The sequence below is a fragment of the Curtobacterium sp. PhB115 genome (genome assembly GCF_003752025.1).
GTDB lineage: Bacteria > Actinomycetota > Actinomycetes > Actinomycetales > Microbacteriaceae > Curtobacterium.
In genome coordinates this window covers 157,525-184,265 of sequence record NZ_RJKR01000012.1, presented here as the reverse complement: position 1 = coordinate 184,265, position 26,741 = coordinate 157,525, and the positions used below count along the sequence as shown (strand labels likewise).

The 26,741-nt window shown below is 72.0% G+C and carries 24 protein-coding genes; 15 read left to right on the top strand and 9 right to left on the bottom strand.

Annotation, left to right across the window (positions count from 1 at the left end; translation table 11 throughout):
* Positions 1-3: 3 nt before the first annotated feature.
* The 6 genes from EDF19_RS17465 to EDF19_RS17440 all read left to right on the top strand — a co-directional run bounded on the left by EDF19_RS17465 (position 4) and on the right by EDF19_RS17440 (position 6,876).
* A complete protein-coding gene (locus tag EDF19_RS17465; RefSeq protein WP_123682129.1) occupies positions 4-1,548 on the top strand; it encodes an ABC transporter substrate-binding protein in 1,545 nt (514 codons plus the stop codon).
* The gene (locus tag EDF19_RS17460) at positions 1,545-2,498 is read left to right on the top strand and encodes an ABC transporter permease (protein ID WP_123682128.1); all 954 of its coding nucleotides are present in this window, start codon (positions 1,545-1,547) and stop codon (positions 2,496-2,498) included. The genes EDF19_RS17465 and EDF19_RS17460 overlap by 4 nt, the downstream gene beginning before the upstream one ends.
* Complete coding sequence (locus EDF19_RS17455; RefSeq protein ID WP_123682127.1) at positions 2,495-3,370, top strand: ABC transporter permease; 876 nt, start codon at positions 2,495-2,497, stop codon at positions 3,368-3,370. Before EDF19_RS17460 ends, EDF19_RS17455 begins: the two co-directional genes overlap by 4 nt.
* Positions 3,367-4,185, top strand: a complete 819-nt coding sequence (locus EDF19_RS17450) for an ABC transporter ATP-binding protein (protein WP_123682126.1) — start codon at positions 3,367-3,369, stop codon at positions 4,183-4,185. The genes EDF19_RS17455 and EDF19_RS17450 overlap by 4 nt, the downstream gene beginning before the upstream one ends.
* Positions 4,182-4,964: an ABC transporter ATP-binding protein gene (locus EDF19_RS17445; RefSeq protein ID WP_123682125.1), complete on the top strand. Its 783-nt coding sequence runs from the start codon at positions 4,182-4,184 to the stop codon at positions 4,962-4,964. The genes EDF19_RS17450 and EDF19_RS17445 overlap by 4 nt, the downstream gene beginning before the upstream one ends.
* 298 nt (positions 4,965-5,262) lie before the next feature.
* Positions 5,263-6,876, top strand: coding sequence for a DUF4832 domain-containing protein (locus EDF19_RS17440; RefSeq protein ID WP_123682124.1), 1,614 nt, complete (start codon positions 5,263-5,265; stop codon positions 6,874-6,876).
* An 82-nt stretch (positions 6,877-6,958) separates the two neighbouring features.
* On the opposite strand, the gene EDF19_RS17435 is transcribed toward EDF19_RS17440, so the two are convergent.
* From EDF19_RS17435 to EDF19_RS17420, 4 genes are all read right to left on the bottom strand, one after another.
* On the bottom strand, positions 6,959-7,618 hold the full coding sequence (locus EDF19_RS17435; RefSeq protein WP_123682123.1) for a ThuA domain-containing protein: 660 nt from the start codon (positions 7,616-7,618) through the stop codon (positions 6,959-6,961).
* A complete protein-coding gene (locus tag EDF19_RS17430) occupies positions 7,615-9,522 on the bottom strand; it encodes a heparinase II/III family protein (protein WP_123682122.1) in 1,908 nt (635 codons plus the stop codon). Before EDF19_RS17430 ends, EDF19_RS17435 begins: the two co-directional genes overlap by 4 nt.
* Positions 9,523-9,552: 30 nt before the next feature.
* The gene (locus EDF19_RS17425; RefSeq protein WP_123682121.1) at positions 9,553-10,617 is read right to left on the bottom strand and encodes a hydroxyacid dehydrogenase; all 1,065 of its coding nucleotides are present in this window, start codon (positions 10,615-10,617) and stop codon (positions 9,553-9,555) included.
* A gap of 83 nt (positions 10,618-10,700) precedes the next feature.
* On the bottom strand, positions 10,701-11,822 hold the full coding sequence (locus EDF19_RS17420; RefSeq protein WP_123682120.1) for a substrate-binding domain-containing protein: 1,122 nt from the start codon (positions 11,820-11,822) through the stop codon (positions 10,701-10,703).
* A gap of 110 nt (positions 11,823-11,932) precedes the next feature.
* Here EDF19_RS17420 and EDF19_RS17415 point away from each other — a divergent pair, with 110 nt between their 5' ends.
* The 3 genes from EDF19_RS17415 to EDF19_RS17405 all read left to right on the top strand — a co-directional run bounded on the left by EDF19_RS17415 (position 11,933) and on the right by EDF19_RS17405 (position 15,573).
* A complete protein-coding gene (locus EDF19_RS17415; protein WP_123682119.1) occupies positions 11,933-12,916 on the top strand; it encodes a sugar ABC transporter permease in 984 nt (327 codons plus the stop codon).
* The gene (locus EDF19_RS17410) at positions 12,913-13,806 is read left to right on the top strand and encodes a carbohydrate ABC transporter permease (RefSeq protein WP_123682118.1); all 894 of its coding nucleotides are present in this window, start codon (positions 12,913-12,915) and stop codon (positions 13,804-13,806) included. Before EDF19_RS17415 ends, EDF19_RS17410 begins: the two co-directional genes overlap by 4 nt.
* Positions 13,807-13,917: 111 nt before the next feature.
* Positions 13,918-15,573 (top strand): extracellular solute-binding protein, encoded by a 1,656-nt coding sequence (locus tag EDF19_RS17405; RefSeq protein WP_123682117.1) that lies wholly within the window; start codon positions 13,918-13,920, stop codon positions 15,571-15,573.
* A gap of 291 nt (positions 15,574-15,864) precedes the next feature.
* Here EDF19_RS17405 and EDF19_RS17400 read toward each other — a convergent pair whose 3' ends face one another.
* From EDF19_RS17400 to EDF19_RS17390, 3 genes are read right to left on the bottom strand one after another with little or no spacing between them, the layout of a single operon-like run.
* On the bottom strand, positions 15,865-17,310 hold the full coding sequence (locus tag EDF19_RS17400; protein ID WP_123682116.1) for an amidase: 1,446 nt from the start codon (positions 17,308-17,310) through the stop codon (positions 15,865-15,867).
* Between the two features lie 11 nt (positions 17,311-17,321).
* Positions 17,322-17,966 carry a dihydrofolate reductase family protein gene (locus EDF19_RS17395; RefSeq protein WP_123682115.1) on the bottom strand — a complete coding sequence of 215 codons (645 nt, stop codon included), beginning with the start codon at positions 17,964-17,966 and terminating at the stop codon, positions 17,322-17,324.
* 47 nt (positions 17,967-18,013) lie between these two features.
* Positions 18,014-18,994, bottom strand: a complete 981-nt coding sequence (locus EDF19_RS17390) for an NmrA family NAD(P)-binding protein (protein WP_123682114.1) — start codon at positions 18,992-18,994, stop codon at positions 18,014-18,016.
* Between the two features lie 67 nt (positions 18,995-19,061).
* Here EDF19_RS17390 and EDF19_RS17385 point away from each other — a divergent pair, with 67 nt between their 5' ends.
* The 6 genes from EDF19_RS17385 to EDF19_RS17360 are packed head-to-tail and all read left to right on the top strand — an operon-like array spanning position 19,062 to position 24,469.
* Positions 19,062-19,832 (top strand): LamB/YcsF family protein, encoded by a 771-nt coding sequence (locus tag EDF19_RS17385; RefSeq protein WP_123682113.1) that lies wholly within the window; start codon positions 19,062-19,064, stop codon positions 19,830-19,832.
* A complete protein-coding gene (locus tag EDF19_RS17380) occupies positions 19,829-20,569 on the top strand; it encodes an allophanate hydrolase subunit 1 (RefSeq protein ID WP_123682112.1) in 741 nt (246 codons plus the stop codon). Before EDF19_RS17385 ends, EDF19_RS17380 begins: the two co-directional genes overlap by 4 nt.
* Positions 20,566-21,477 (top strand): biotin-dependent carboxyltransferase family protein, encoded by a 912-nt coding sequence (locus EDF19_RS17375; protein ID WP_123682111.1) that lies wholly within the window; start codon positions 20,566-20,568, stop codon positions 21,475-21,477. The genes EDF19_RS17380 and EDF19_RS17375 overlap by 4 nt, the downstream gene beginning before the upstream one ends.
* Entirely contained in the window at positions 21,474-23,138 is a 1,665-nt protein-coding gene (locus tag EDF19_RS17370) for an ABC-F family ATP-binding cassette domain-containing protein (RefSeq protein ID WP_123682110.1), read from the top strand. Before EDF19_RS17375 ends, EDF19_RS17370 begins: the two co-directional genes overlap by 4 nt.
* The gene (locus EDF19_RS17365) at positions 23,138-24,052 is read left to right on the top strand and encodes a L,D-transpeptidase (RefSeq protein WP_148071143.1); all 915 of its coding nucleotides are present in this window, start codon (positions 23,138-23,140) and stop codon (positions 24,050-24,052) included. Before EDF19_RS17370 ends, EDF19_RS17365 begins: the two co-directional genes overlap by 1 nt.
* 33 nt (positions 24,053-24,085) lie before the next feature.
* Positions 24,086-24,469: a VOC family protein gene (locus EDF19_RS17360; protein WP_123682108.1), complete on the top strand. Its 384-nt coding sequence runs from the start codon at positions 24,086-24,088 to the stop codon at positions 24,467-24,469.
* Positions 24,470-24,547: 78 nt separating this feature from the next.
* Here the strand turns inward: EDF19_RS17360 and EDF19_RS17355 are convergent, their stop codons facing one another.
* A complete protein-coding gene (locus tag EDF19_RS17355) occupies positions 24,548-25,024 on the bottom strand; it encodes a gluconokinase (protein WP_221180695.1) in 477 nt (158 codons plus the stop codon).
* A 56-nt stretch (positions 25,025-25,080) separates the two neighbouring features.
* Complete coding sequence (locus EDF19_RS17350) at positions 25,081-26,646, bottom strand: GntP family permease (protein ID WP_123682106.1); 1,566 nt, start codon at positions 26,644-26,646, stop codon at positions 25,081-25,083.
* Positions 26,647-26,741 lie beyond the last annotated feature (95 nt).

Here is a 26,741-nt window from a genome sequence, read left to right as displayed (position 1 = left end):
CCCATGAGTCCGCTCCTCCCCCGCCGCACCGCCCGACTCGGACGCGCGGCCCTCGCCGCCACGGCGGTCGCCGTCGTCTCCGCGATCGCGCTGACCGGCTGCTCCGGCACCTCCACGAACACGGGCGGCGACGACGCCACCGTGCGCGTCGGGCTGGTGCTCGAACCGACGAGCCTCGACATCCGCACGCAGTCCGGTGCAGCCCTCGACCAGGTGCTCATCGACAACGTGTACCAGGGCCTGGTCGGGCGCACCGCCGACGGCGACGTCCGCGACGTGCTGGCCTCGAAGCACACCGTCTCCGACGACGGACTCACCTACACGTTCACGCTCCGCGACGGCACCACGTTCCAGGACGGCAAGGACGTCACCGCGGCCGACGTCGTCTGGTCGCTCGAGCAGGTCAAGTCGAACGACACCTACGTCGACTCGGCGAAGCTCGCGAACGTCTCGTCGATCACGTCGCCGTCCGCTGGGGTCGTCGAACTCAAGCTCGCGAAGCCCGACTCCGACCTGCTGTGGAACCTCACCGGCCGCTCGGGCCTGGTGCTCGAGAAGGCCGCGAAGAACGACCTCTCCGACACTGCGAACGGCACCGGCCCGTACGAGGTCGCGTCGTGGAAGCAGGGCGACTCGCTCACCTTCGAGCGGAACGACGACTACTGGGGCACCAAGGCGAAGGTCGGCAAGGTCGTCTTCCGGTACATCACCCAGCCCTCCACCGCCGTGAACGCGATGGCGAACGGTGACCTCGACGTGCAGACCGCCGTCGACGGCACGCTCAAGAGCCAGCTCGAGGGCAACTCGGACATCACGCTGCACACCGGCAAGACCACGGACAAGTACACGCTGGCGTTCAACGACGCCAAGGCGCCCTTCACCGACAAGAAGGTGCGCCAGGCGATCCGGCAGGCGATCGACGCGAAGGCGATCATCAAGGCCATCGGCGGCACCGGTGTGGAGCAGGGCGGCCCGATCCCCGAGCTCGACCCGGGCTACGAGGACCTGACCGACATCGACGCGTACGACCCCGCGAACGCGAAGAAGCTGCTGGCCTCCGCCGGACAGGAGAACCTCAAGCTGACGCTCACGTACGCGAACATCTACCCGACGACGATCGGCGACGTGCTGAAGTCGCAGCTCGCCGACGTCGGCATCACCCTGACCGTCAAGCGCGTCGACTTCGCCACCTGGCTGTCGCAGGTGTTCCAGGCGCCGAAGAGCGGCACCCGTGACTTCGACCTCAGCCTCGTGGACCACGTCGAGGCGCGCGACTTCGGCAACTGGGCGAACCCGGAGTACTACTTCGGGTACGACAACGCCGAGGTGCAGGCGCTCTACGCCGAGTCCGTCGCCGCGACGAGCGAGTCCGAGAAGGCCGAAGCACTCAAGAAGGCGGCGAAGATCGTGAGCGAGGACGCCGCCGGCGAGTGGCTGTACACCTCGACCTCGATCACGGCCGTCCGGAAGGGCGTCACGGGCGTCCCCTTCGACGGCACCAACTCGCGTCTCGACCTGTCGGGGCTCGCCGTGTCATCGGGTTCGTGACCCGGTTCCTCGTCGGCAGGCTGCTGCTGCTCGTCGTCGGTCTCCTCGTCGCGAGCCTCATCATCTTCGCCACGCTCCGGATCCTGCCCGGCGACGTCGCACAGATCGTCGCCGGCACCCAGGCGAGTCCGGACCAGGTCGACCAGCTCCGCGAGCAGCTCGGCCTCGACCGGCCGGTCGTCGTGCAGTACCTCGACTGGATCGGCGGCCTGTTCCGCGGTGACCTCGGCCGGTCCCTGGTCACCGACGGCCCGGTCGCGCCGGAGATCGTGCAGAAGCTCGGCATCACCCTCCCGCTCGCCGGCATGTCCCTCGTCGCCGCACTCGTCATCGGTGTCCCGCTCGGGGTCGTCGCCGCGGTGCTCCGCCGACGACCGGGCGGCGCCGTGATCGGGTTCGTCGCGCAGGCGGTCGCGGCCGTCCCGATCGTGTGGGCCGGCATGCTGCTCGTCGCGCTGTTCGCGGTGACGCTGCACTGGCTGCCGACGCAGGGGTTCCCGCTCGACGGCTGGTCCGAGCCCGGTCGAGCGTTCGCCTCGCTCGTGCTCCCGGCGCTGACGATCGGTGCGGTCGAGGGTGCCGTCATCCTCCGGTTCACCCGGTCCGCGACCCTGTCGGTGCTCGACGCGGACCACGTCCGGACCGCCGCCGCGATCGGGCTCACCCGCACGCAGGCGCTGATCCGCCACGGCCTGCCGAGCGTGGCCCTCACGGTGCTCGCGGTGCTCGGCGTGCAGATCGCCGGGCTGCTCGTCGGCGCAGTGGTCGTCGAGCAGCTGTTCTCCCTGCCGGGGGTCGGCCGGATGCTCGTCACCGACGTCGGCCGTCGTGACATCACCAAGGTGCAGTCCGAGCTGCTCGTGCTCACCGGGCTCGTGCTGCTCGTGGGCTTCGCGGTCGACGTCGTGCACCGCACCCTCGACCCCCGCCAGCGCGAGGTGTCCGGATGATCCGCCGCCTGCTCTCCCGTCCCACCGGCGTCTTCGCCGTCGTCGTGCTCGGCCTGCTCGTCGTCCTCGCCGCCGTCTCGCTCTTCTGGACGCCGCAGGACCCGTTCCGCGCCGACCCGTTCTCGCAGTGGGAAGCCCCGAGCCCCGCGCACTGGTTCGGCACCGACGCCTCCGGTCGCGACATCGCGAGCTACCTGCTCGCCGGCACCCGCACGACGGTGCTCGTCGCCGTGGGGTCCGGCGTGATCGCGAGCGTCGTCGGCATCGTCCTGACGGCGATCGGCTCGCTCACCGCGCGTTGGGTCCGCGAGGGCACGGCCGTCCTGCTCGACATCCTCGTGGCGTTCCCGACGCTCCTGACCGCGATGCTCCTCACCGCGATCTTCGGCGGCTCGCTCGGGGTCGTCATCGTCAGCGTCGGGCTGTCGTTCGGGGTGACGATCGCGCGGGTCTCCCGGGGCGAGATCCGTCGCATCGCCCGGAGCGACTACGTCACCGCGGCCCGGGCGTCCGGCGTCGGCGGGGCGGGCGTGCTGTTCCGCCACCTCGTGCCGAACGCGGCGCCGCTGTTCACCGTGCAGCTCTCGCTCGCGATGGCGACGGCGGTCCTCGCCGAGGCCGGCCTGTCCTACCTCGGCTACGGCGCCGGGTCGGGCACGGCGTCGTGGGGCAGCCTGCTCTCCGACCTGCAGACCTACATCGGCGTGCACCCGTGGAGCGCAACCTGGCCGGGAGCCGCGATCGCACTCGTCGTCGCGGCGCTCTCGCTGCTCGGCGACGGCATCCGCGACGCCAGCGACCCGCGCCTGACGACGAACGACCGCGCAGCGGGCGGCGACCCGGCGACGACCACGACGGGGGTGACCGCATGACGGACCCAGCGGCAGCACCAGCAGGACCAGCCGCAGCCGGCGGACTCGAGGTGGTGGGGCTCTCCGTCCGCATCACGGGGCGGACGATCCTGGACGACGTGACGTTCACCGTGCCTCCCGGCCGTCGGGTGGGCGTGATCGGCGCATCCGGATCCGGGAAGTCGATGACCTCGCTCGCCCTGATGGGGCTGGAGCCCACCGGTGCGACCGTCAGCGGCAGCATCCGCCTCGACGGCACCGAGCTCATCGGGATGCCGGAGCGGGAGCGAGCGCGGCTCCGCGGCGCCGGGATCGGCATGGTGTTCCAGGAGCCCGGCACCGCCCTCGACCCGCTGCGGCGTGTGGGCGCGCAGATCGCCGAACCACTCCGGCTGCACCGCGGGCTGGACCGGCGGGCGGCTCGCGCTGCGGCGACCGCCCTCGCCGCCGACGTCGGACTGCCGGACCCGGAGTCGATGCTGCGGCAGTACCCGCACCAGCTCTCGGGTGGGCAGCGGCAGCGGATCTGCATCGCGATGGCGATGGCCGGCGAACCCGCGTACCTCGTCGCCGACGAACCCACCACGGCGCTCGACGTCACGACCGAGGCCCGGATCCTCGAACTGTTCGAGCGCGTCTCCGCGGGCATGCTCTTCGTCACGCACGACCTCGCGGTGCTGTCCAGGATCGCCGACACCGCCGTGGTGCTCGACGGCGGACGGGTCGTCGAGCAGGGGTCGGTGGCGTCGCTCCTCGCCGCGCCGCAGCACCCGGCGACGGTCGCCCTCGTCGAGGCAGCCCGCGCCACCGCACGTCGAACCGGGGGTGCCTCATGACCGATGCCCTGCACGCCAGCGGCCTGCACCGCACCTACCGACTCCCCCGACGCGGTCCGTTCGAGCCCGGGCCGGTCCGCACCGCCGTCGACGGGGTCGACCTGACGGTCGCCCCCGGCGCACGCCTCGGGATCGTCGGGGAATCGGGATCCGGCAAGTCGACCCTGGTGCGGCTCCTCGCCGGCCTGGAGGCACCTTCCGCAGGTTCCGTGACCGCCTCCGGTCGTCCGGTGGTGGCGTCCGGATCCGCTGCCGCGATGCGCTGGTTCCGGCGCGAGACCGGCATCGTGTTCCAGGACCCGTACGCATCGCTCGACCCGCGGATGCGCGTCGGGGCGATCGTCGCCGAGCCGCTGCGGGCACTGCGTCTGCCCGGCTCCCATCCCGACCTGGTGCGCGACGTGCTCGCCCGGGTGGACCTGCCCGAGGACGTCGTCGACCGGTACCCGCACGAGTTCTCCGGCGGGCAGCGTCAGCGCATCGCGATCGCCCGGGCCGTGGTGCACTCGCCGCGGATCCTGTTCGGGGACGAGCCGATGAGCGCCCTCGACGTGGTGGTGCGTGCCCGCGTGATCGACCTGTTCCGCTCGCTCGCCGACGACCTCGGGCTGACCCTGGTGCTGGTGTCGCACGACATCGGTGTGGTGCAGCGGCTGTGCGACACCGTCGCGGTGATGTCGGAGGGGCGCATCGTCGAGCGCGGGCCGGTGTCGCTGCTCGATGCGCCGCAGCACCCGGTGACGCGGGCGTTGGTGGAGGCGGCGCCGACGCTGCCGTAGGGCGCGCGGCGCGCGGGCCTGCGGCGGGCGCGGCGGTCGGCGTGCCCGGGTCGATGCGTGTGCAAGTTCCGACGGACCACGACGCGAACGACTCGTGGATCGTCGGAACATGCGCCCGCACACGATGCGTGCGCAAGTTCCGACAGACCACGACGCGAACGACTCGTGGATCGTCGGAACATGCGCCCGCATCCGACGGGTGTGCGAGTCCTGTTCGACTGGGCGGGACGCCTTGCCCACACAGCGGGACGCCGAGGACGATCGACCTGCACTGACCGCTTCTCGAAGGGGAGAACGCATGAGCACGTCGCACCACATCACCAGGAGGACGGCACTCGGTCTCGGCATCGCCGCCACCGCCTCCGCCGCGTCCGGAGCACTCGGCACACCACCGGCGAGCGCCGCACCGAGCACGAGCACGAGCACGAGCCGCCCCACCAGCACGCTCGCAGCGACCGCGGCGACCACCACCGCAGCGACCGCCACCGGCGCAGTGCTCGACAAGCACTTCGCGGCCGACACCACGACCCTGCTGAAGAACCCGCTCACCGGTTGGGCGCTCTACGGCTCCTCGGCCCCACCCGCCGACTACTGGACGAAGTACGACGACGTCCCGCTGCCCGACGGCACCACGATCTCGGTGTCCGACTACGCCTCGGTGATGTACATGCGGGTGTCGTGGACGATCCTCGAACCGTCCGAGGGCGTCTACGGCTGGGACACGAACGCGGCCTTCGCCGGCATCCTCGCCGAGGCCCGGCGCCGCGGCCTCCGGCTGGCCTTCCGGGTCGTGGTCGACAGCCGCGACAAGTCGTCGGACTTCACGCCCGCCTGGGTACGGGCAGCGGGTGCCGCCGGCTACGAGACGCAGACCGGCAGCACGACCGTGTGGAGTCCGTACCCCGACGACCCGGTGTTCCAGGCGAAGTACGCCGCCTTCATCGCTGCCTTCGGCGCGCAGTACGACGACCCGGCCACCACGGACTTCATCGACGGGTACGGGCTCGGCAAGTGGGGTGAGGGCCACTCGATGCTCTACCAGGACGCGACGAACCGGGAGCCGGTGTTCGACTGGATCATCGACCTGTACCAGGAGCACTTCACCCGGGTGCCCCTGGCGCTGAACTACCACCGGATGATCGGCGGCCCGAAGGACTGGGGCACGCCCGATCCCGAGAGCGAACGCATGCTCGACGGTGCCTACGAGAAGGGCTACGTCCTGCGCCACGACGCGTTCGGCATGACGACGTACTACGCCGACTGGGAGAAGTCGATGGCGGCGAAGTGGCGGTACAAGCGGCCGATCATCATGGAGGGTGGCTGGGTCACCGCCCAGCACGACGTGACGCAGGATCCCCGCGGCTACGTGACCACCGCCGACGTCCGGCGGGGCGAGTTCGACGACTCGGTCGAGGCCCACGTGAACATGATGGACCTCCGGAACGGCGAGACCCTCTCGTGGTTCACCGACGAGACGTACCCGCTGACGCAGCGCTTCGACGCGGAGGGCGGGTACCGCCTCCACCCGTCGCACGTCGTCGTGCCCGGTGCGGTCGCCGTGGGCGCCACGGTGGACCTCACCCACGAGTGGACGAACACCGGTTGGGGCTACCTGCCCGACAACCTGCCGGTGTGGAACGGCAAGTACAAGGCGGCGCTGGCGCTGCTCCGTGCGGACGGGTCCGTCGCGAAGTCCTTCGTCGACACGGCGTCCGACCCGTCGACCTGGCTGAAGGGGTCACCCACCGCGTACGCGTTCCGCGCCTCGCTGGCCGGGGTGCCGTCGGGTCAGTACCGCTGGGGCATCGCGATCGTCGACACGACCTCGGGCGGCACCCCGGGGATCCAGCTCGCCGCACAGGCGGCGCAGGAAGGTGGCTGGGTCGTCGTGGGCGAGGTCACGGTGGGCTGACGCACGAGACGCAACCGCCTGGAGGCCCGGTGCCGGTCCACGAGACCGGCACCGGGCCTCCAGGCAGTCGGGTCGAAGCCCGTCAGCGGGTCAGGAAGACGAGCGCGCGCCGCAGGAACGCGCGGTGCTCCGGGGATGCGAACGACGCAGCCGAGTGGCCGAGCGCATCGTGGACCGTCGTCCCGCCGCCGGCACGCTCGTGCACCCACGCGAGCGGGTGCCGCTCGCCCTCGTGCTCGTGCTCGAGCAGCACCCGGACGTCCGGGGCGACGCGCAGGCGGGTGTAGCGCTCGTCCTGCAGGGTGAAGTCCGACGACCCGGCCGTGATCGGGTGCTCGTCGTCCACGACCCGCACCCGTGCGGGCCCGTACGGCGGGTGCATCGTGGTGCCACGCACCCAGACCCCGCCGACGGCGCGCTCCCAGGCGTCGTCGTCGGCGAACGACGTCGTCGAGACGTGCAGCACGAGCAGCGGCACCGGACTGGCGAGCAGCCGGTGGAACCCGCGGACGGCGTCGGTGAACGGCACCGGGCGCTCGTCGCGGGGCAGCCCGACGTTCACCACGACGAGCGACGGCAGCGGCCCGCTCGCGAACCCGGCGAGGGCGGTGTCGACGTCGTCGGGCTGTTCGAGCGGCACGCCGGCGTCGGCGGCGATCTCGGCGATCGCGGCGTTCGTCTCGGCGAACGGGTGCCACGGATCGGTCCAGCGACCGGCTCCGCCGAGCAGCACAGCGCTCACGCGGTCTTCCCAGCGGGCGCGGTCGCCCGGGTCAGGGTGAGCACGTGCTCGCCCGCGGTGGCGTGGTCACGCGCGACGAGCCGGACGCGGTGCACGGCGGGACCCCAGACGCGCTCGAGCTTCTCGTCGTCGACCTCCCGTCGGTCGACGAGCACGTCGAACCGTCCGGTGTCGACGGCCAGGTGTGCGGGGCCGACCAGGAGGCCGCCGTCCACGGGGACGGGTTCGTCACGGGTCATGAGGACCAGGGTCATCGTGCCGGGCTCCGCGAACGTCCAGGTGTCGCGGACGACCACCCGTTCGGCAGCACGGTCCAGCGTGGCGCTCCGGCCGAGCGTGACGAGCCCGCTCGAGGGTGGGTAGGCGGCTGCGAGGTCGGCGGACCACACCGCTCGGGCGCCGTCGTCCTCGAACGCGGTGCCGGTCGCCCGGTACGACGCCCCCTCGTGCTGTTCGACGCCGTTCGGCAGCGGGACCCCGTGCCAGGCGCTCCGCATCGTCCAGATGCCGTAGCGGTGTTCGGGCATGAAGGTCTCGCGGCGGTACACACCGACCCCGACGTCGATCAGGACCGGCTCGCCGTCCAGGGACACGATCACCCCGCCGGCGTCGTTGTGGTTGTGGCTGACGTCGTTGTGCCCGCCCTTCACCGCGAGGACGAAGCCGTCGACGGCGCCGTCGTGGTCGCGGGCGACGGCGACCTCGGTGCCGGGCAGCCAGAGCGACGCGGGCATGCCCGGCTCGGCGGGACCGGCGTCGTCGGAGGTCCACGACGCGTCCAGCAGCTCGGCCGTGGTCCGGCGGAAGAGGGCGGCGAGCTGGCCGTCGAAGCGCAGCGGGTGCTGCCGACCCATCCACCGTGCGTGCCGGACGACCTGGTCGTCACCGACGCGCTCCCCGAAGCGGCCGAGCAGGTGCCAGTTCGCGTTCTCCGCCAACGCCGGGGACCCGTCGGAGTGGTTGACCTGCGACCGAGCGCCGATCTGCATGCCCATCGGGAACCGCGCCATCGCGGCGACCGGCGCGACCGAGAACCCGTCGAACGTCCGGTCGGTCAGCTCCTCGACCAGGTCCAACGCCTCGAACAGGGTCGCGCCGGCCCACCACCAGTAGGTCGCGCCCTCGTCGCAACTGCCATCGGCGTCGTACCCGGCACGGAACCGGTCGAGGATCACGAGCGCCCGGTCGATCGTGGCCTCGAGGCGGTCAGCGTCGGGCTCGACGACGGCGGCGCAGACCAGCACGTTCGACACGATCCACGGCGCCCAGTTGTTCGGTGGCCCGTCGACCCCGTGCCAGAAGTAGACGTCCTGCTCCCAGGGGTCGAGGACCCGGCGGCGGATCTCGTGGTGGACGTGCGCGCGGATGCCGGGGCGGTCCCGTTCGAGGCGCTCCCCCGCGATCGCGTCGATCGCCGCGAGCATCCCGCCGACGTAGGCGTCCGACAGGTCCAGCACGTCCCGACCCGGCAGCGGCAGGAAGGGGCGGCTGCCGTCCTCGGGCAGGGCGTAGTGCGACGGCAGGCACCAGGCGCGCATCTCGCAGATCCGCCAGAGCTGGTCGGCGAGCACGTCGGCCCACTCGTCCTCGCCCGTCACGCCGAGTGCGAGCGCTGCGGTGCCGGCGGACTCGAGCAGGTTCCGCTGCGCCCGTTCGTACGGTCGGCGGTCGCCGTCGCGACTGTACGTCGCCCACAGGGCGAGGGTCGGGAAGGTGACCGCAGCGGCGTCGCGACGGGCGTGCGCGACCGTGAGCAGGGCCTCCCGGTCGGCGTCCGTGACGTCGGCCCACGCTGCGCGGTCGCTGACGGGAGGCGCGGGTCGCCACGTGCGCGGACGGAGCGCCGCGCGCGCTGCCGCGGTGAAGCGGTCGGTGAAGGACGGAGCGTCGACGGTGACGGTCATGAGGTGGGTCTCCGGGTGGTGGTGGGGGTCTCAGGCCTGGACGGCGAAGCCAGCCGGCACGATCGGGTCGAGGAAGGCGCCGGACGAGGCGAACGCGATGGTCTCGCGGACTGCGTTCTCCGCGAGCCGTCGCAGTTCGTTGCCGAGCGAGCCGGCGATGTGCGGCGTGATGAACGTGTTCGGCGTCGAGCGGAGCCGTGCGTCCGGTGGCAGGTGCTCGGGTTCGGTGACGTCGAGGACGGCGGCGAGGTCACCGCGCTCGAGCCGGTCGGCGAGCGCGTCCTGGTCCACGATCCCGCCGCGAGCCGTGTTCACCAGGGTCGTCCCCGGTCGCATCCGCGCGATCACCGACCGGTCGATCATCCCCCTGGTGGTGGGCAACAGCGGGGCGTGCAGGGTGACGACGTCACTCGTCTCGGCGAGCGTGCCGAGGTCGACCGCGGTGACGCCGAGGAGCGCGGCCTCGTCGTCGTCGAGGAACGGATCGCTCACCAGCACGCGTACGTCGTAGTCGCGGAGCCGCTCGATCACGGCCCGGCCGACGCGGGACGCTCCGACGACCCCGACGGTGACGCCGTGCATGCCGACGACCGGCCACGACCCCTCGACGTCGGGCCGCTCGTCGCTGCGGAGTGCGGAGGCGCTCGCGAACGCGCGCTTGGCGGCGAGGACGATCACCGCGACGGTGTACTCGGCGACCGGCACGGCGTTCGCTGCGGCGCTCGAGGTGACCGCGATCCGGCGGGACCAGACGTCGGTGTCGACCACGGGCTTCACGGAACCGGCGGAGTGCACGACGGCCCGGAGCCTGGGCATCCGGTCGAGCCGAGCCGCGTCGAGCACCGGGCTCCCCCACCCGGTGACGATCACCTCGACGTCGCCGAGCAGCGCCGCGTCGCAGGGGTCGTCGGGGTCGAGCGGCCGGTCGGCGACGAGTCGCACCGCTCCGGAGGCGTGCAGCGCAGCGAGGTCTGCCGGGTCGAACACCCGGGTGAACGTCGGCTCCGGCATCACGAACCCGACCGGGACGGGGGCGCGGTGAGCGGGGTCGGCCGGGGTCGGCGTGGCTGGGGGTGTGACGGGGCGTGACGTCATCGTCGAACGGCTCCTCTCGGGAGTACGGCCTCCCCATGCCAGCGCCGGCCCGTGTTCGTGGTCAAGTGCGGGAGCGCAAACGCTCACGAATCGAACACGACCGCCGCGGTGGAGGCGCGCACGCTCAGCGTCGGCGTCAGCGTCATGTGCCGCCGGGCGAACCCGACCTGTGCCGTCGCCGAGATCCGTTCGAAGCACATCGTCGCCGCGAACCGGCCGACGTCGTTCTTCGGCGGTGCGACGGCGGTGAGGGGGACGTCGGCGAGCGCCGCGACCTCGTCGTCGTAGGCGACCACGGACAGGTCGTCCGGGATCGAGAGTCCCATCTCGGTGACGGTCTCGACGAACTCGACGGCGTAGTGGTCGGAGTGCACGAAGACGGCGGTGGTGCCGGTGGCGAGGCAGCGTTCGATGAACGCCCGTGTGTCGGTGCCGACGCCGTCGCCGTCGGTGATGACCTCGACGGGTGCGTCTGGTTCCAGGCCGAGCTGGCGGACGGCGCGGTCGTAGCCGGTGCGGAGCTGCGGGGTGGTGGGGGTGTCGAACACGGCCATCCCGATGCGGCGGTGGCCGAGTTCGGCGAGGTGGCGGACGGCGATGCCGGCGCCGGCCTCGTGGTCGCTGCGGACGGATTCGAGCTCGGAGCCGACGGGCGCCTCGGCCACCGAGCGTTCGACGACGACGACGGGCATCGGTGCGTGGTCGAGGAGCGCGAGGGTGTCGAAGGCGTCGGCGACGGTGGTGGTGACGAGGAGGCCGTCGACGCCCGCGGCGATGAGCCGTTCGACCTGCTGGCGTTCCCGGGCGGGGTCGTACCGGGAGACGCCGAGGACCACTCGGCCGCCGAGGGCCTCGGCGCGTTCGGCGACGCCGGCGACGATCTTCGGGAAGTAGTACCCGGGGTCGGGGACGACGAGACCGAGGGTGAAGAGGGCGCCGCCTGGGTCGCTGCCGGGCTCGCCGGTGCCCGGGCGCGGTGCCGGGCGTGGCGCCGGTCGGTGCGGGGCGCCGGCGGTGGGCAGGGTCTCGACGGACACGGCGCCGCCGTGCACGCGTCGGACCAGCCCGCGTTCGGCGAGTTCGGCGAGGTCTCGGCGGACGGTCATGGCCGAGATGCCCTCGCGGTCGGCGAAGTCCGAGGCGGAGAGGGTGCCGTGGACGCGCAGCTCCGCGAGGATGCGCTCTTGGCGTCTGTTCGGGTGCATCGTTGCTCCCCATGTTCGATTCGTGTGCGGGTGAATACCGCGGCTTGACCGTCATCATACGGACGCCACAGGATGACGAAACCCCCAGCCCACGTGAGCAAAGGAGCCACATGAGCGCGACGCTGGTCGATCCGACCACCGAGACGAGGACCCCCCGGTCGGACGGTGTCCCACCCCCGCGGAAGGTCCCGTTCACCGCACGGTTGCGCCGTGACTACCCGCTGCTCGTCATGGTGGCGCCGGCGGTCCTGCTGCTGCTCCTGTTCGTGTACGTGCCGATGCTCGGCAACGTGATCGCGTTCATGGACTACCAGCCGTACATCCCGATCTCCGAGAGCCCGTGGGTCGGGTTCACGAACTTCCAGGTGATGTTCGCCGACCCCGACTTCTGGCGGGCGACGGTGAACACGCTGGAGATCACGTTCATCCAGCTGATCCTGTTCTTCCCGGTGCCGATCGCCCTGGCGCTCCTCATCCACTCGCTGGTGTGGCCGTGGCTGCGGGCGACCGTGCAGTCGGTGCTGTACCTGCCGCACTTCCTGTCGTGGGTGATCGTCGTCGGGTTCTTCCAGCAGTCGCTCGGGTCCGGCGGGGTCGTCAACCACGCGTTGCGGCAGCTCGACATGGGGACCATCGGGATCATGAGCGACCCGGAGACGTTCAAGCTGCTGCTGACGTCGCAGGTGATCTGGAAGGACGCCGGCTGGGGCACGATCATCTTCCTCGCCGCGCTGGCCGCGATCGACGACAACCTGTACGAGGCGGCGGCGATCGACGGGTCGGGGGTGTGGAGCCGGTTCTGGCACGTCACCCTGCCGGGGATCCGTCCCATCATCGTGCTGCTGCTCATCCTGCGGCTCGGCGAGGCCCTGTCGGTCGGGTTCGAGCAGATCATCCTGCAACGGAACGCGGTGGGCGCGGACGCTGCCGAAGTCCTCGACACGTACGTCTACTACCACGGGGTCGTCGACGGGAACTGGTCCGCCGGCATCGCGGTCGGGCTCGTGAAGGGGCTCGTCGGCTTCGTCCTGATCATGGCGGCGAACAAGGCCGCCCACATGCTCGGTGAGCAGGGAGTGTATTCGCGATCATGAGCACCATCGCCCGTCCGGTCTGGGCCGGAAAGCCGAAGCCCGTCGTCCTCGCACTGAAGTCGGTCGCGATCGTCCTGATCCTCGCCGTGGTGCTGTTCCCGTTCCTCATCGTCTTCTCGACGAGCGTGTCGAGCCAGGCCGACATCACCGCCGCCGGCGGCTACGTCGTGTGGCCGCGGTCGTTCGACCTGTCCGCCTACGTGCAGATCCTGTCCGGCGGGGTGGTCACCCGCGCCGTCGTCGTCACCCTGCTCGTCACCGTCGTCGGCACCGCGATCAGCCTGGCGTCGACGGTCCTCGCCGCATGGGCGCTGAGCCGGCAGGGGTCGCTGTTCCAGCGGCCGCTGCTGACCTTCGTGCTCATCACGTTCCTGTTCGCACCGGGGATGATCCCGCTGTACCTGATGGTGAAGCAGCTCGGCCTGCTCGACAACTACTGGGCGCTGATCCTGCCGAGCGCGTTCAGCGTGTTCAACATGGTGGTCGTCCGCGGCTTCATGATGAGCATCCCGCAGGAACTCGTCGACAGCGCGAAGATCGACGGCGCCGGGGAGTTCCGCATCCTCTGGCAGCTCGTGCTCCCCCTGTCCCGCGCGGTGATCGCCGTCGTCGGCCTGTTCTACGCGGTCGGGTACTGGAACGCGTTCTTCAACGCCCTGCTGTACCTGTCGGACTCCACGAAGTGGACGCTGCAGCTGGTGCTCCGCACCTACGTCCTGCAGGGCTCGAACCTGGTGTCCGGCGCCGGGTCGGACGCCACGATGCAGCCGCCGTCGGAGTCGATCCAGATGGCCGTCGTGATGATCGCGATCATCCCGATCCTGGCCGCCTACCCGCTGGTCCAGCGCCACCTCACCAAGGGCGTCCTGACCGGCGCCGTCAAGGGCTGACACGGCCCCGTCAGGGGCGACACGGCCCCGTCAGGGGCGACACGGCCCCGTCCAGGGCTGACACGGCCCCGCCAAGCACACCCGTCCCAGCAACGCTTCAAGGGAGAAGCCATGACCGACACGACCACCGGCACGCTCAGCCGCCGGACCCTCATCTCGGGCGCCACCTTCGGGCTCGTCGCCCTCGGTGCCTCCGGCAGCCTGACCGGCTGCTCCACCGGTGGCAACGCCGCGACGATCTCGGACACGGTCGCCGCACTGCCGACCTACGTGCCCATCACGAAGGGCCCGAAGCCGGACCTGCCCGGCAACGACATCGTCCAGCCCGTCTACTACTCGTACCCGAAGGACAGCGAGCTGTTCACCTCGGTGACCGGCAAGGTCGGCGACGGTGAGGAGACCACCGGGTTCGTCGTCACCTACGCCGCCCCGCCCCCCGCGAACAACAGCTTCCTCGACTACATCGGTGGTCTGACGAACACCGAGTACGACCTGACGTTCGTGCCCGGGGACTCGTTCGACACGAAGTTCGCCACGATGACGGCGGGCAACGACATCCCGTCGATCGTCGAGTTCCTGACCTTCGCGATGCCCCCGCGGTTCCCGCAGCTGCTCGACGCGAAGTTCTCGGACCTGTCGGAACACCTCTCCGGCGACGCCGTGAAGGACTACCCGAACCTCGCGAACATCCCCACGGCGTCGTGGCGGAGCGCCCGCATCAACGGCAAGATCTACGGCGTCCCCGAGCACCGACCGCCGTTCGGGTCCGTGATGATCTGCCGGCCGGACCTGATCGAGCAGCGCACCGGCGAGGCCCCGGCGCCGAAGGACAAGGACGACTTCACCGAGCTCTGCACCGCCGTCACCGACGCCAAGGCCGGGCGGTACGCGATCGCCGGCGGCGGAGGCGCGAGCGGCGTCGACTGGGCGTACGACTTCATCGGTGCGGCGTTCGGCGTCCCGAACCAGTGGTCGATGTCGAAGGGCGGGACGCTCACGCACAAGAACGAGACCGACGCCTGGCTCGAGACGCTCAGCTACGTCAAGAAGCTCTGGAACCTCGGGGTCTACCACCCGGACACCCCGAGCCTCGAGAGCGCCAAGGCGAAGACGTACATCAACAACGGCACCGTCATGATGCACCTCGACGGCATCTCCGCGATGCTCGACGTCACCATGCCGAAGGGCGTCGTGACCGGTGGCATCGTGCCGTTCGGTGCCGAGGGCGGCAAGGGTGCCAACTACCAGGGCACCTCGAGCTTCTCGTTCGCCGCCCTGAAGAAGACCTCGCCGGAGCGCATCAAGGCACAGCTCCGCCTGATCGACTACCTCTCCGCACCGTTCGGATCGCGAGAGGCGTTCACGCTCACCCACGGCAAGGAGAACGTGCACTACACCGGCAGCGGTCCGGACGCGGTGCTCACCACGGCCGGCGAGCAGATGATCAACGCGAGTGCGCTCTACCGCCTCGGTGCCGGTCCGCAGGTCCTCAACACCGCGAAGCGCATCGACGAGCAGCTCCGGCAGTCGCACAAGTGGCAGGTCGCGACGCAGGACATGCTCGTGAAGAACCCCGTCGACGGGTTCTACTCCCCCTCGGCGACCTCGACGCAGTCCGCGAACCAGGCGTTCAACAGCGTCTGCAACGACTACGTCCTCGGGCGCACCAACCTGGCGAAGGTCAAGGCCGGCGTGGCGACGTGGACCTCGGCCGCTGGTGACAAGATGCGCCGGGAGTACTCCGAAGCCATCGAGAAGCAGTCCTGAGGACGTCACCACCCACCGGCCGGGAGGCACGGTGCCAGCTGGCACCGTGCCTCCCGGCCGCCGTTGGGTGCATTGCGGGCCGCACGTGCGCTGCGGACGCATGCGCGCGTACGAAGCGACGAACCACGTGTCGATCGCGAGGTGTTCCGTCGACGCATGCACCCGCATCCGATGTGTGCGCATCGTGCGACGAACCACGCGTCGATCTGCACGTGTTCTGTCGCAGGATGCACACGCATCGACCGGCCGCGCCCGCCCCCGCGCCGGCCGCACCCGCCCCGCGCCCCCGCGCTACGCGGTCCAGGCTGCCGGATGCCGCCGCTGCCACCGCAACCGGCGCTCGAGCTGCGCGCCGATCGCGAGCAGGACCCGCTCGCCACCGGGCCGCCCGATGAGCTGCACGCCCATCGGCAACCCGGCGCCGTCTGGATGGTCGTCGGCGGTGACCCCGACCGGCAACGTGATCGCCGGGAGTCCCGCGACGTTCGCCATCGACGTCCACGGCGAGTAGGCGCACTGGCGACGGAAGTCCTCCTCCGGGTCGTCGCCGTACCAGCCGAGCGGTCGCGGGGTGAGCGCCAGCGTCGGCGTGAGGACCGCGTCGAACCAGTCGAAGGCACCGATGAGCGCCGCCGAGAAGGTGTCGAGCGCCGTCATCGCGTCGAGGACCTGCGTCCCGGTCAGCGCCTGCCCGCGCGCCACGAGCCAGGACACGAGCGGCGTGAGCGCCGACAGGTCGATCCCGGGCACCTGTGGCAGCCGAGCAGCCGAGCTCTCCCAGGCGACCCGGAAGGCGTCGGCGTACGGCACGCGGGGCATCGGGACGTCCTCGACGCCGTGGCCCACCTCGCCCAGCACCCGCACGGCCGTCTCGACGGCGGCACGGGCCGCGGGGTCGACGACCACGTCGACGGTGTCGTCCCACGGGGAGCCGTCGAGCAGCCCGACGACGAAGCGTCCCTCGCCACGGACGGCCGCGGCGGTGAACGGTCCCTCGCCGACCTCGGGGGTGACCAGCGCGTACGGCGACGGTTCCGGCAGCCCGGCCGGCATCACGAGGGCGTCGAGCAGCATGCCCGCGTCCGCGACGGTCCGGGTGAGCGGCCCGGCGACGGAGAGCCCACCGACACCGGAGCGTCCGGGCATCGACGGCACCCGGCCCCGACTGGGCTTCAGGCCGACGAGTCCCGTCGCGGCGGCGGGTATCCGGACCGAGCCGCCGCCGTCCGACCCGACCGCGGCGGGCAGCAGTCCGGCTGCGACCGCGACGGCGGCTCCGCTCGACGAGCCTCCGGGCGCGCGCGCGGTGTCGTACGGGTTCCGGGTCACGCCGAAGCGGGTCTCCGACGACGAGGACATGCCGAACTCCGGCGACGCCGTCTTGCCGAGGCTGACCGTGCCGGCCTCGTCGAGGGCCGCGACGAGCGCGTGGTCACCCGACGCTGGCCGCTCCGGCAGGCTCGTGGTGCCGCTGCGCGTGGGGACCCCGGCGCGGTCGTACAGGTCCTTGTCGGCGGACGGGAGGCCCCACAACGGTCTGGACGTCGGCACCAGGTCGCCGAGACGGTCGGCCCTCGAGCGCGCGGCGTCCGGCGTCAGCGTCACGAAGGCGCCGAGCCCGCGGTCCAGGCGTTCGATGCGGGACAGGAAGTGATCGGTCACCTCGCGCGCCGTCACCTCACCCCGACGGATCCAGTCCCAGAGTTCCTGCGCCGTGAGGTGGTGGAGTTCGAACACGGTTCCCGAGCCTAGGCGGCGGTGGTCCCGACACGCTGGTACCGGATGTGCGTCGAGAGCGGGGAGTGCAGCACCTCGACGGGCTCGAAGCCGAACGTGCCGATGCCGCCGGTGCCGACCTCGCCGAAGATCCGCTCCCCGGAGCCGAGCAGCACCGGCGCGATGTCGAGGGTCAGTTCGTCGACCACCCCGGTCGCGAGGGCCTGGCGGACCGTGGAGGCACCGCCGGCGATGTCGACGCCGTCGTCCCCACCGCCGGTCCGGGCGGCCTCGCTCGCTCGTCCGTACGCCGCGTCGAAACCGTCCGTGACGAAGTGGAAGGTGGTGCCGCCGGCCAGCTCGATCGGGTCGTGCGGGTGGTGCGTGAGCACGAACACGGGCGCGTGGTACGGCGGCTCGTCACCCCACCAGCCCTGCCAGTCGCCGTCCCACTCGCCGCGGACCGGACCGAACATGTTGCGGCCCATCACGTACGCGCCCCGCGGACGCATCAGCCAGGAGACGGCGAGCGCATCGGCGTCGGTGGCGCGGGGGTCGCCCATGTGCCAGCCGTGCAGCTCGTGGCCGCGGACACCCAGCGGGTGGTCGATGCTCTGGTCGGGTCCGGCGGCGAACCCGTCGAGCGAGACGGACATGTGGCAGGTCGTGTGCGGCATCGCATCCCTCTCGGCGGCCGGCGGGGCGGTCTCCCGTCGGGCGGATCTCAGACGCCGAGGTGCGCGGCGAGCACGTCCCGCACGGTCGTCCAGTGGTGCTCACCGTACCGCTCGTCGTCGACGTGGTGGAGTTCCGCTTCGCCGCTGAACATGCTGACGAAGTACTGCATCCCCTGCCACGCCGGGAACGGCTCGTCGTCGTCCTTCGACAGCCGCCGTCCGACCTTCGCCATCGCGGACAACGTGCCGACGGTCCCCGCCCACTGCAGGCGGAAGGTCGTACCCGTCAGGCGGGACAACGTCGCGGCGATCTGCCGTGCGGTGACCCGGTCCCCCGCGACCTCGACGACGCGGGGTGCACCGGGGTCGAGCGCGACGAGGGCGGTCACCCTGGCGACGTCGTCCTTCGTGGTGAAGTCGAGCACCTGGTCAGCGGACGACCAGTAGAGCACCCGGCGGCGGTCGAACAGGATCATCGGCGCCTGCCCGGTGAGCATGTCGGTGAACGCACCGTTCAGCACCGAGGTCGCGCGGATCGGGGCGGCGTCGAGGTCGGCGGCGAACTCGCGGCGGAGCTCGAAGTTGCGGTTCGACCCCGGGGTGATGGACCGGTAGTCCGCGGCGTAGTCGGAGGGGATGAAGCGCTGCACACCGGCCTCGACCGCGGCGGCGAGCAGGGCACGTTGTGCGTCCACGATGACGGCCCGGGTGCCGCTGACGGCGGAGACGACGACGTCGACCCCGGCGAGCGCCGACACGAGGGCGGCGTGGTCGGAGTAGTCGGCGGTGACGACGTCGACGCGGTCGGCCGGCACGTCCGCGCCGGTGCCGGCGCCCGTGCCGGTTCCGGCGCCGGTGCCCGTGCCGGTGCTCGTGCTTGTGCCGGTGCCGCCGTACTGCCGGTCGGCGGCCCCGCTGCCTGGACGGGTGAGGACGCGGACGCGTGTGTCGTGCTGCAGGAGCGCGGCGACGATGCGTCCACCGAGGTCCCCGGTGGCGCCGGCGACGAGGACGGTGGTGGTGGTCATGCCGCCCACGCTACGGACACCCGGGTCGGTAGGTTGTGATCGGGCCAGCCGACGACAGGGAGCGTGCGTGACGACGATCGACCTCAACAGCGACCTCGGCGAGGGCTTCGGTGCCTGGACGGCGGGCGACGACACGGCGATGCTCGACGTGGTGTCGAGCGCGAACGTCGCGTGCGGGGCCCACGCCGGCGATCCGGTGATCATGCTCGCCACCGCGCGGGCGGCGGCGGCGCGGGGTGTGTCGGTCGGGGCGCACGTCGCGTACCGGGACCTGGCGGGCTTCGGCCGTCGGCTCGTGCACGTCACGCCCGACGAGCTGTACGCCGACGTCGTCCACCAGCTCGGCGCCCTCGTCGCCGCGGCGCGGGTGGCGGGGACGGCCGTGACCTACGTGAAGCCACACGGTGCGCTGTACAACACGGCGTGTGCGGACCCGGTGCAGGCGGACGTGGTGGTCCGGGCGGTCGCCGACGTCGATCCGACGCTCGCGGTCCTGGCGTTGCCGGGGTCCGAGCTGCTCCGCGCTGCCGGAGCACACGGGCTCCGTGCCGTCGCCGAGGCGTTCGCGGACCGTGCCTACGAGCCCGACGGGTCCCTGGTGTCGCGGAGCCGCCCGGGTGCAGTGCTGCACGACCCGGACGTGGTCGCGGAGCGGGTGCTGCGGATCGTCACCGAGGGTGTCGCGACCGCGGTCGACGGGTCGGAGATCCGGGTGGCCGCCGAGTCGGTGTGCGTGCACGGGGACTCCCCCGGGGCGGTCGAGACGGCCCGGGCGATCCGGTCGCTGCTGACGGAGCGGGGCATCGAGATCGCCCCGTTCGCCCCGCCGGCACCGTGACGGAGCTCGACGGCGCCCCCGGCACCCCCAGCGCCCCCGGCACCCCCAGCGCCCCCGGCGCCCCCGGCGCCCCCGGCGCCCCCGGCGCCCCCGGTACCCCCAGCGCCCCCGGCACCCTCGACGTCCGTGCCGCCGGCACCGCAGCGCTCCTCGTCACGTTCCCCACCCTCGCCGACACGGTCGCGTTCCGCGCCGGTCTCACCGCCACCGTCGTCCCCGGCGTCACCGAGGTGGTCTCCGGCGCCCGGACGCTCCTCGTCCGGTTCGACCCCGCCGTCACCGGGGCGCTGCGCGTGCACTCCGCACTCGACCACGTCGAACCGGTCGTCGACACCGCGGCTGTGCGCACCGACCCGCTCGTCATCCCGGTCACCTACGACGGCGAGGACCTCGACGCCGTCGCCCGTGCGACGGGCCGGAGCGCCCGAGCGCTCGTGGCGTGGCACACCGGTCAGGTCTGGACGAGTGCCTTCTGCGGGTTCGCACCGGGCTTCGCGTACCTCACCGGCACGGAACCCTCGCTCGACGTCCCGCGGCACCCCACCGCTCGCACCCGGGTCCCGAGCGGCGCCGTCGCCCTGGCCGGCGAGTTCAGCGCCGTCTACCCGCGCACGTCGCCCGGCGGCTGGCAGCTGATCGGCCGCACCGACGTCGCGATGTGGTCCCTCGACCGCACCGAGCCGGCACTGGCACCGGCCGGCACCCGGATCCGCTTCGTCGAGGCCCGTCCAGCATGAGTGCGCTCACCGTCGTCCGCGCCGGCCCCGGAGCGTCCGTGCAGGACCTAGGTCGCCCCGGGTTCAGTGACGTCGGCCTCGGAGCGGCGGGCGCCGCCGACCAAGGATCCGCGGCGCTCGCCAACCGCATGGTCGGGAACCTCCCCGAAGCGGCCGTCCTGGAGGCACTGCTCGGCTCCGTCTCGCTGCGCACGGACGCGCACGTGGTCGCCGCCACGGCCGGAGCGGCCTGTCCGGTGTCCGTCACGCGGGCAGACGGGAGCGTCCGCGGCGCGGCCGCGTTCGAGGTGCTCACCCTTGCTCCGGGCGACACCCTGCACGTCGGCGCGCCCGCGTCGGGCCTCCGGGTGTACCTCGCCGTCCGCGGTGGGTTCGCGGTCGAGCCGGTCCTCGGCAGCCGCTCGTGGGACACGCTCGCGCAGCTCGGTCCGGCGCCGGTGGCCGCCGGGGACGTGCTGCCGGTCGGTTCGGATGCTGCCGGGTGGCCGATCGTCGACGCGGTCGCACCCCCGCTGCTCCCCCGACCGTGGGAGCCCACGGTGCTCGAGGTCACCGCGGGTCCGCGCGACGACTGGTTCACCGAGGACTGGCACCGGGTGCTGACCGGCCAGGAGTACCGCGTCGGCACCGACAGCGACCGGGTCGGGGTCCGGACCGAGGGCGCCGAGCCCCTCCGACGCACCGTCACCCGTGAACTCCCGAGCGAGGGCGTCGAGACCGGGTCGCTGCAGGTCCCACCGACCGGCTCCCCGGTGGTGTTCCTCGCCGACCACCCGGTCACCGGCGGCTACCCGGTCGTCGCCGTCCTCACCCCGGCGTCGGTCGACCGTGCCGCGCAGCTCCGCCCCGGCGACGCGATCCGCTTCCGGATCGTCGGGGCCCGCCGAGATGGGACGATTGGGGCATGACCGCCACGCTCGTCGCCAAGGGCCTCTCCGGCGGTTACGCCGCCCGCACACTGTTCGAGGGGCTCGACCTCACGGTCGCCCCCGGTGACGTGATCGGCCTCGTCGGCGTGAACGGTGCCGGCAAGTCCACGCTCCTCCGGCTGCTCGCCGGGGTCGACGAACCCCTTGCCGGGACCGTCTCGCTGTCACCGCGGGACGCCTTCGTCGGCTGGTTGCCGCAGGAGCACGAGCGGGTCGAGGGCGAGACCGTCGCGGGCTACATCGGTCGACGGACCGGGTGCGCCGAGGCCACGGCTGTCATGGACGCCACCGCTGCCGCCCTCGGAGACCCGGACGCCGGTGACGCTGCCGCCGACCGGTACTCGGTCGCGCTCGACCGTTGGCTCGCCGCCGGCGCCGCGGACCTCGAGGACCGCATCCCCGCCGTCCTGGCCGACCTCGGGCTCGAGGTGGGCACCGACGTCGACGGCGTCGGCCCGGATTCCCTGATGACGGCGCTCTCCGGCGGGCAGGCCGCACGGGTCGGACTCGCTGCCCTGCTGCTGTCCCGGTTCGACGTCGTGCTGCTGGACGAGCCGACGAACGACCTCGACCTCGACGGGCTCGATCGGCTCGAGCAGTTCGTCCGGGGGCTCCGCGGTGGGGTCGTCCTCGTCAGCCACGACCGTGAGTTCCTCGGCCGGGCCGTGACCGCCGTCCTCGAACTCGACCTCGCGCAGAACTCGCACCGGCTGTTCGGCGGCGGCTACGACTCCTACCTCGAGGAGCGCGCCGTCGCACGCCAGCACAAGCGCGACGCCTACGACGAGTTCGCCGCCACCAAGGCCGACCTCGTCTCGCGTGCCCGCACCCAGCGGGAGTGGTCCAGCCAGGGCGTCCGCAACGCGATGAAGAAGAACCCCGACAACGACAAGATCCGTCGTCGCGCGGCCTCGGAGTCGAGCGAGAAGCAGGCGCAGAAGGTCCGGCAGATGGAGTCCCGCATCGCGCGGCTCGACGAGGTCGAGGAGCCCCGCAAGGAGTGGCAGCTCGAGTTCACGATCGGCGCGGCACCCCGGTCGTCAGCGGTCGTCGCCACCCTGGCCGACGCCACCTTCACGCAGGGCGACTTCACCCTGGGGCCGGTGTCGCTGCAGGTCGACGGCGGCGACCGGATCGGGATCACCGGCCCGAACGGCGCCGGCAAGTCCACGCTCCTCCGCGCACTCCTCGGCAAGCAGGCACCGACCACCGGTACCGCGTCACTCGGCAGCGCCGTCGCGATCGGCGAGATCGACCAGGCCCGCGCCGCGTTCACGGGTGACCAGCCGCTCGCCGACGCGTTCGAGGCGCTGGTGCCCGAGTACACCACCGCCGAGGTCCGCACCCTGCTGGCGAAGTTCGGGCTGAAGGCTGACCACGTCGCGCGCGCGGCCTCGGCGCTGTCCCCCGGCGAGCGCACCCGTGCCGGCCTCGCGCTGCTGCAGGCCCGAGGGGTCAACGTGCTCGTGCTCGACGAACCCACCAACCACCTCGACCTCGCCGCCATCGAACAGCTCGAGCAGGCGTTGGAGTCCTACGAGGGCACGCTCCTGCTCGTCACCCACGACCGCCGCATGCTCGACACCGTCCGGCTCGACCGGCAGTGGCGGGTCGAGGCCGGCCGGGTCACGGAACGCTGATGCGTCGCCGGGGTTGGGCGGCGGTGGCCGGCGGGGCAGCGCTGCTCGCGGCGGCCGGCATCGTGGTCGGACTGACCACGGCGCCCGGCGATCCCGGACCGACCCGAGCGGCACGCACCACCACGACGAGTCCCACCCCGACGCCGACACCCACGCCGACGCTCCGAGCGGTCCCCGCCGCCCCGTCCGCCGCGACGCTGGCCGCCCTGCCCCTGGCGTACCACGACGCCGTCGTCCCCGAGCTGCTCGACGGGGCGTCGGTCACGCCGGAGGACACCTGGCTGATCGCCACCCCGCGCCACGACCTCGTGGCCCTCTACGCCAGCCCGTCCTCCCGGGCCCGTCCGGTCGCGACGCTCTCCCACCTGGTCTCGACGATCGACCTGCCGGCCGCCACCGCCGTGTGGGGACGCTCCCCCGGAGCCGACGGCGGGATGCTGCTCGTCTCGACGCCGGCCCGCAACCGCACGCCCGGCGACGGCGGCGACCCGGACGCACCGAGTGCGACCTTCGCCTGGGCGCGTGCGGCGGACTTCACCGTCGCCGCCACCGACCGCATGGTCGAGGTGGACGTCGCCGCGAGCACCGTGTCCGTCGTCACCAAGAGCGGCGAGGTCACCGCGACCGAGACCGCGCGGCTCGGCACCGATGAGGACCCGACCCCGGTCGACACCGCCACGTACGTCGAAGCCTCGTACGTCGACACCCGCGTGGCGTACACGCAGGGCAACCCGATCATCCTCACCGGCGCGCACTCGTCGCGCATCCCGTCGTACGGCGGCAACGCGGCGCTCACCGCGCTGCACTACTACCCGGACCCCACCGGCAGCTCGCACGGCTGCGTCCGGATCTCCGCCGCGATGACGCACACCCTCGCCGAACTACCGGTCGGCACCGCGATCCGCTTCCGCTGACCTCGGGGCGCCCCGACGTGGCACACTGCGGCCATGGAGAAGGTCACGGGGATCGGCGGGTTCTTCTTCGCGGCTGAGCACCCCGACGAGCTGTCGCGTTGGTACGCCGACCACCTCGGCATCGACGCCCCGCCCGGCGACTACGAGACGTCGTCGTGGCGGCAGCAGGCCGGTCCGACCGTCTTCGGTCCGATGGACGCCGATTCCCCGCACCTGGCCACGACCACGGCACGGTGGTCCGTCACCCTGCGCGTCGAGTCACTCGACCGGATGGTCGAGCAACTGCGACGGGCCGGCACCACCGTGGACGTCGACCCCGCGGCCTACCCGAACGGGCGCTTCGCGAACCTGGTCGACCCCGAGGGGAACGGTCTGCAGCTCTGGCAGCCGGCCGGCGCTGACGGTGCGGTCGGCTGAGCGGTCGGCGAACCTGCGAGGCGCGAGAGCGAGTCGTCGATGGCCGTGCCGGCCATCGTGCCGGGGACCGACCGACCCTCAGCCCAGCCCGAGCAGCTCGAGCACCTCGTCCGTCTCGGCCTCTGGGGTGCGGTCGGCGGTGACGGTGACGTGCGCCTCGTCGGGCTGCGGCGGCTCGAGGGTCGCGAGCTGCGAGGAGAGGAGCGACGTGGGCATGAAGTGCCCCGACCGCGAGCTCATGCGGGCCTCGATCAGCGCGCCGTCCCCGGCGACGTGCACGAACACGACGCCGGGTGCCCGGAGCACCTCGCGGTAGGACCGCTTCAGCGCCGAGCAGGTCACGACCCCGTTGGTGCCGGCCTCGAGGTGCCCGCGGATCCAGCCGGCGACGACGTCGAGCCACGGCCAGCGGTCCTCGTCGGTGAGCGGGGTCCCGGCGTGCATCTTGTCGACGTTGGCCTGCGGGTGCATGGAGTCCCCCTCGGCGAACTCCCACCCGAGTCGTTCGGCGACCATCGCCGCGACGGTGGACTTGCCGGACCCGGAGACGCCCATCACGACCAGGACGCGGGCGTCGAGGGCTGCGTCGGGCGCGGTGGCGGACGACTCGCTCAATGGATGAACACCCCCGCGAGCAGCACACCGAGCAGACCGAACACCGAGATGAGGCACTCGAGGACCGTCCAGGTCTTGAAGGTCTGGCCGACGGTGGTGTTCAGGTAGCCCTTGACGAGCCAGAAGCCGGCGTCGTTGACGTGCGACAGGAACACGGATCCGGCGCCGATCGCGAGCACGAGCAGCGAGACGACCGGCGAGGACAGGTCCTGCGCGATCGGGGCCATGATGCCGGCCGCGGTGACCGTGGCGACGGTGGCGGACCCGGTGGCCACGCGGACGAGCGCCGACACGACCCACGCCACGAGCAGCACCGAGATGCCGGAGTCCTTGACCGCGTCGGCGATCACGCCGCCGATGCCGGTGTCGATGAGGACCTGCTTGAAGCCACCACCGGCACCCACGATGAGGAGCACCCCGGCGACGGGCGGCAGTGCGCTCTCGAGCGACTTCGCCACCGCTGAGCGGTCCATGCCGCCGCCGATCGCGAAGAAGATCATGGCGTACACGGCGGCGATGCCGATGGCGATCATCGGCGACCCGAGGAAGTCGAGCAGGCTGACCCACGAGCCGGCGGCGTCGGGCACGGTTGCCTCGCGCACGGCCTGGGCGAGCATGAGCACGACGGGCAGCAGGATGCCGATGAGCGCGACCGTGAAGGACGGGCTGCGCGGCTCGCTGATGACGCGGGTGAAGTCGCTCTTGCCGTTCGGCAGCGACGCCGTGTCCTGGGTCGCGGTGCCGCGACGGGCCTGTCGACCGGCGTGGGCCGGGTCGTCGGACGCCGCACGGGAACCGGAACCCGAGCCGGAACCAGTGCCCGAACCGCGGGAACCGAACAGGTCGGGCGCGGGGATGTCGACCCAGCGCGCCGCGAACTGCGCGAAGACCGGGCCGGCCAGGATGATCACCGGGATCGCGAGGACGATGCCGAACGCGAGGGTCGTCCCGAGGTTCGCGCCGACGGTGGAGATCGCGACCAGCGGGCCGGGGTGCGGCGGGACGAACGCGTGCATCGTCGACAGCCCGACGAGGGCGGGGACGGCGATCTTCATGATCGGGACGTCGCTGCGCTTGGCGACGAGGACGATGATCGGGATCAACAACACGAGGCCGACCTCGAAGAACATCGGCAGCCCGATCAGGGCCCCGATGAGCGCCATCGTCCAGGGCAGCGCGGCCTTCGACGACTTGCGGACGAGGGTGTCCACGACCCGGTCCGCGGCGCCGGAGTCGACGAGCATCTTGCCGAACATCGACCCGAGGCCGACCAGGATGCCGACGCTCGTCATCGTCGCGCCGAAGCCGACGCCGAAGCTCGTCACCGCCTTGTCGGGTGCGAGGCCGGCACCGATGCCGACCCCGAGGGCGCCGATGGTCAGCGCGATGAAGGGGTGCACCTTCAACCACGTGATGAGGACGATGATCACGACGATGCCGAGCAGCGCCGCGATGATCAGCTGCGGGATCGGACCGGACGGGTCGACCGTCTCGGTGCCGGCAGCGAGAACGCTGCCGGCGGCACGGACCGTGCCCAGGTGATCCGGGAGAGCGTGAGGCATCAGGGCCCCTTCCTGGAGCCGCTGCCGCGCGGCTCCGTCGCCTTCGTGTCGAGGGCGGTCTGGCGCTCGGTGCGTCGACCCTCAATAATCTGATT

Excerpts from the sequence above, each read along its gene's own strand:
- EDF19_RS17465 (WP_123682129.1), top strand. The coding sequence starts at position 4 with ATGAGTCCGCTCCTCCCCCGCCGCACCGCCCGACTCGGACGCGCGGCC.
- EDF19_RS17455 (WP_123682127.1), top strand. The coding sequence starts at position 2,495 with ATGATCCGCCGCCTGCTCTCCCGTCCCACCGGCGTCTTCGCCGTCGTC.
- EDF19_RS17450 (WP_123682126.1), top strand. The coding sequence starts at position 3,367 with ATGACGGACCCAGCGGCAGCACCAGCAGGACCAGCCGCAGCCGGCGGA.
- EDF19_RS17445 (WP_123682125.1), top strand. The coding sequence starts at position 4,182 with ATGACCGATGCCCTGCACGCCAGCGGCCTGCACCGCACCTACCGACTC.
- EDF19_RS17440 (WP_123682124.1), top strand. The coding sequence starts at position 5,263 with ATGAGCACGTCGCACCACATCACCAGGAGGACGGCACTCGGTCTCGGC.
- EDF19_RS17430 (WP_123682122.1), bottom strand. The coding sequence starts at position 9,522 with ATGACCGTCACCGTCGACGCTCCGTCCTTCACCGACCGCTTCACCGCG.
- EDF19_RS17425 (WP_123682121.1), bottom strand. The coding sequence starts at position 10,617 with ATGACGTCACGCCCCGTCACACCCCCAGCCACGCCGACCCCGGCCGAC.
- EDF19_RS17420 (WP_123682120.1), bottom strand. The coding sequence starts at position 11,822 with ATGCACCCGAACAGACGCCAAGAGCGCATCCTCGCGGAGCTGCGCGTC.
- EDF19_RS17415 (WP_123682119.1), top strand. The coding sequence starts at position 11,933 with ATGAGCGCGACGCTGGTCGATCCGACCACCGAGACGAGGACCCCCCGG.
- EDF19_RS17410 (WP_123682118.1), top strand. The coding sequence starts at position 12,913 with ATGAGCACCATCGCCCGTCCGGTCTGGGCCGGAAAGCCGAAGCCCGTC.
- EDF19_RS17405 (WP_123682117.1), top strand. The coding sequence starts at position 13,918 with ATGACCGACACGACCACCGGCACGCTCAGCCGCCGGACCCTCATCTCG.
- EDF19_RS17395 (WP_123682115.1), bottom strand. The coding sequence starts at position 17,966 with ATGCCGCACACGACCTGCCACATGTCCGTCTCGCTCGACGGGTTCGCC.
- EDF19_RS17390 (WP_123682114.1), bottom strand. The coding sequence starts at position 18,994 with ATGACCACCACCACCGTCCTCGTCGCCGGCGCCACCGGGGACCTCGGT.
- EDF19_RS17375 (WP_123682111.1), top strand. The coding sequence starts at position 20,566 with ATGAGTGCGCTCACCGTCGTCCGCGCCGGCCCCGGAGCGTCCGTGCAG.
- EDF19_RS17370 (WP_123682110.1), top strand. The coding sequence starts at position 21,474 with ATGACCGCCACGCTCGTCGCCAAGGGCCTCTCCGGCGGTTACGCCGCC.
- EDF19_RS17365 (WP_148071143.1), top strand. The coding sequence starts at position 23,138 with ATGCGTCGCCGGGGTTGGGCGGCGGTGGCCGGCGGGGCAGCGCTGCTC.
- EDF19_RS17360 (WP_123682108.1), top strand. The coding sequence starts at position 24,086 with ATGGAGAAGGTCACGGGGATCGGCGGGTTCTTCTTCGCGGCTGAGCAC.
- EDF19_RS17355 (WP_221180695.1), bottom strand. The coding sequence starts at position 25,024 with ATGGGCGTCTCCGGGTCCGGCAAGTCCACCGTCGCGGCGATGGTCGCC.
- EDF19_RS17350 (WP_123682106.1), bottom strand. The coding sequence starts at position 26,646 with ATGCCTCACGCTCTCCCGGATCACCTGGGCACGGTCCGTGCCGCCGGC.